Source organism: Shinella sp. JR1-6 (genome assembly GCF_004284735.1).
Classification (GTDB): Bacteria; Pseudomonadota; Alphaproteobacteria; order Rhizobiales; family Rhizobiaceae; genus Shinella.
In genome coordinates this window covers 1-2697 of the sequence record NZ_SHMI01000092.1, presented here as the reverse complement: position 1 = coordinate 2697, position 2697 = coordinate 1, and the positions used below count along the sequence as shown (strand labels likewise).

Below are 2697 nucleotides of genomic sequence, written 5' to 3'. Positions count from 1 at the left end.
TCATGGTCTGGACAAGACCTTGTTCGACGAGATTACCCGCCAACTCAAGGCCAAAGCGATAAAGGTCAAGACCGGTACGCTTGTCGATGCGACGATCATCGCCTCGTCCAGCAAGGACGACGAAGAGGGCCACTGGATCAAGCATAAGGGCCGCCCGGCAGTTCATGGCTTCAAAGCGCATGTTGGTGCTGATGCGGATACGGCCATGGTCGAGGAAATCGCCGTGACGCCGGCCAATATAAATGACGGCAAGGCCGGTCCTGATGCTCTGCCCGACAATCCCGGCGATGTGTTTGCCGACAGCGCCTACCGGGGCAATCATTTCGGTGACGCGGTGCGCGCCAAGGGTGGAACGCCACGCATCGTCGCCACCAGCATGTGGGGACGGGACGAAGCAGAAACACAGGCACGCCTTGAAGCTCACAATCAACCGATCCACCGTATCCGTGGCCGGATCGAGAAGATCTTCGGGACTTGGAAACGAAGCTACGGCCTTCGCCGGATGCGGTGGCGAGGACTTGCCAAGGCAGGCGTTCAAATCCGCCTCACCGCCATCGCCTATAATATGAAACGGAGTTTGAAGATCATCGCCATGGCCGGGTAGCGCCCAAAAAACACCACCGGCACTCACACGAGAACGTACCAAGCCAAAGCCGGTAACGCCGGTGCTGATATCTTCGCATCTTCTGCCGTGAAGCCGAATAGCTTGAGAAGAATCAAAGCTTTGGCCCCACCGCGCACAGGTCTCTTAGTGCTGGTTACCCATCAGTTTCATCCTCTTTTCGGCCGGCAGCTGCCCTGCGTTGGGAAGCGAGGCAACCTGCAGGGCGACCGTCTGCTTTTGCAGACCGAGGATGGCGCCATATGGCCGCTTCCCCCTCAATGGACTGATCTTGTGAGCATTGATCCAGAAGTTGTCGCGAGCAATGGGCGCGCGCTCTTGCTGGTTTCGAACTTGATGGAACTAGCCAGCATGGTGGAGCACCTTTGTGGCAGGTTGGCAGCGCGGTCGCGAGCGGTGTGTAAGGATAATTATGCCGCTAGTGTAAACGAGATTATGCCGCAAGAGGACCAAAAATGAGCAATAAACCTCGTAAATTCTGCCAATTCCCGCTGACCCAATATAAGAGCGTTCTTGCTTTAAACAGGAATTGCGGTATTAATATCTTTACATTAATGCTCGCTCTCACACCCGGAACCTACAATGCCTGCGAAGTACGGCGGCAAGCGATCAAAGATGGATACCCTCCTCGACGAGGGCACCTTCAATCCAAATCCCGAGAAGGTGCGCGACCCGAAGTTCCAGGGCAGCGAGTTCTTCGATCCGCACGACGCCGTCCAGGTCAAGTACGAGATGCTGCGACGCGTCTCCATCGACAATGTCTCGGTAACGGACGCTTCCGACGAGTATGGCGTTTCCAGGCCAACCTACTACCAGGCCAAGGCAAACTTCGACACGAGTGGGATTGCCGGACTGGTGCCGGCAAAGCCGGGACCCCGCGGTCCCCACAAGGTCGACGACGAAGTCCTGGCATTTCTGCAGGCGCGATTGGTCCCGGGCGAACCCGTTCGTGCGCGCGAACTCGCCAAGCTGGTCCGCAACGAACTCGATGTCGCACTTCATCCCAGAACGATCGAGCGGCTGTTAAAAAAAACGATCCGCTAGACGTTGCCACGGCATCGGCATGTTCATTGCCGGCCACCGCGGACCAGTACGAGGTGCTGCGCAGCGCAGCTCTCGGCGAAGTTCTGCCGCTCAAGGCCCGTAGCGGCCTCATGCTTTTTCTGCGCCGCGGCATGTGGGGATGGGCCCGCGCACTGCCTGCAGCGACAAGCCCTGATCAACAGCAGTTGTACCTGTCATCGGCCACCCGGCCGGCGCACGGCGAACTCAGCGCCGTCGTTCATGTCCTGGCGACCATCGCCATGAGCATCCACCAACGGAGAGCACCATGAATGTACCCCTCAAAGTCCAGTCTCATCACCTTGAACGTAGCGCCTACCTCTACATCCGCCAATCTTCGATGCGGCAAGTCATCGACAATACCGAGAGCGCCATGCGGCAATATGCGCTTCGCGGCCGTGCTATCGCCCTTGGTTGGCGCGACGAGCAGATTATCGTCATCGATAACGATCAAGGTGAATCCGGCGCATCGGCGGTCTGGCGTGAGGGATTCCAGCGGCTGGTCAGCGATGTCGGCATGGGGCATGCCGGGATCGTCATGGGCCTGGAGGTCTCCCGTCTCGCGCGCAACAATGCCGACTGGCAGCGGCTGCTCGAGATCTGCGCTCTTGCCGACACCCTGATCCTCGATGAGGACGGCGTCTAAGATCCGGCAAGCTTCAACGACCGGCTTCTGCTCGGCCTGAAGGGAACAATGAGTGAGGCTGAACTGCATGTGATCAAGGCACGGCTGCGCGGCGGCATCCTCAACAAGGCCCGGCGTGGCGAGTTCCGTTGCCCGCTGCCAACCGGGCTGGTCTATGACCATTCCGGCAATGTGACGCTTGATCCAGACATGCAAGTCAGAGAGACGATCGCCCATTTCTTCGAGACGTTCTCTCGCGTCGGATCCGCCTCCCAGACCGTCAAGGCCTTTCGGCAGGAAGGCATTCTCTTTGTAAGCGCGATTTTCAGGTCCTGCCGTTGGATGAGGTTGGGTCGGCTTGTGTCCATCATGGAGGTTATGGACACAA

The 2697-nt window shown here is 58.4% G+C and carries 3 protein-coding genes and 1 pseudogene; all 4 read left to right on the top strand.

The annotated features are described in order from the left end of the window. On the top strand, window positions 1–604 hold a 604-nt coding region (locus EXZ48_RS34365; protein ID WP_165909518.1), incomplete at its 5' end, for a transposase. 87 nt (window positions 605–691) lie between these two features. Further along, complete coding sequence (locus tag EXZ48_RS36050) at window positions 692–1081, top strand: DUF5372 family protein (protein ID WP_371687694.1); 390 nt, start codon at window positions 692–694, stop codon at window positions 1079–1081. A 123-nt stretch (window positions 1082–1204) separates the two neighbouring features. Then, the gene (locus tag EXZ48_RS34360; RefSeq protein ID WP_130521527.1) at window positions 1205–1666 is read left to right on the top strand and encodes a helix-turn-helix domain-containing protein; all 462 of its coding nucleotides are present in this window, start codon (window positions 1205–1207) and stop codon (window positions 1664–1666) included. A 286-nt stretch (window positions 1667–1952) separates the two neighbouring features. Then, window positions 1953–2697: pseudogene (locus tag EXZ48_RS34355) on the top strand (recombinase family protein); the annotation flags it as partial.

Excerpts from the sequence above, each read along its gene's own strand:
- EXZ48_RS34360 (WP_130521527.1), top strand. The coding sequence starts at position 1,205 with ATGCCTGCGAAGTACGGCGGCAAGCGATCAAAGATGGATACCCTCCTC.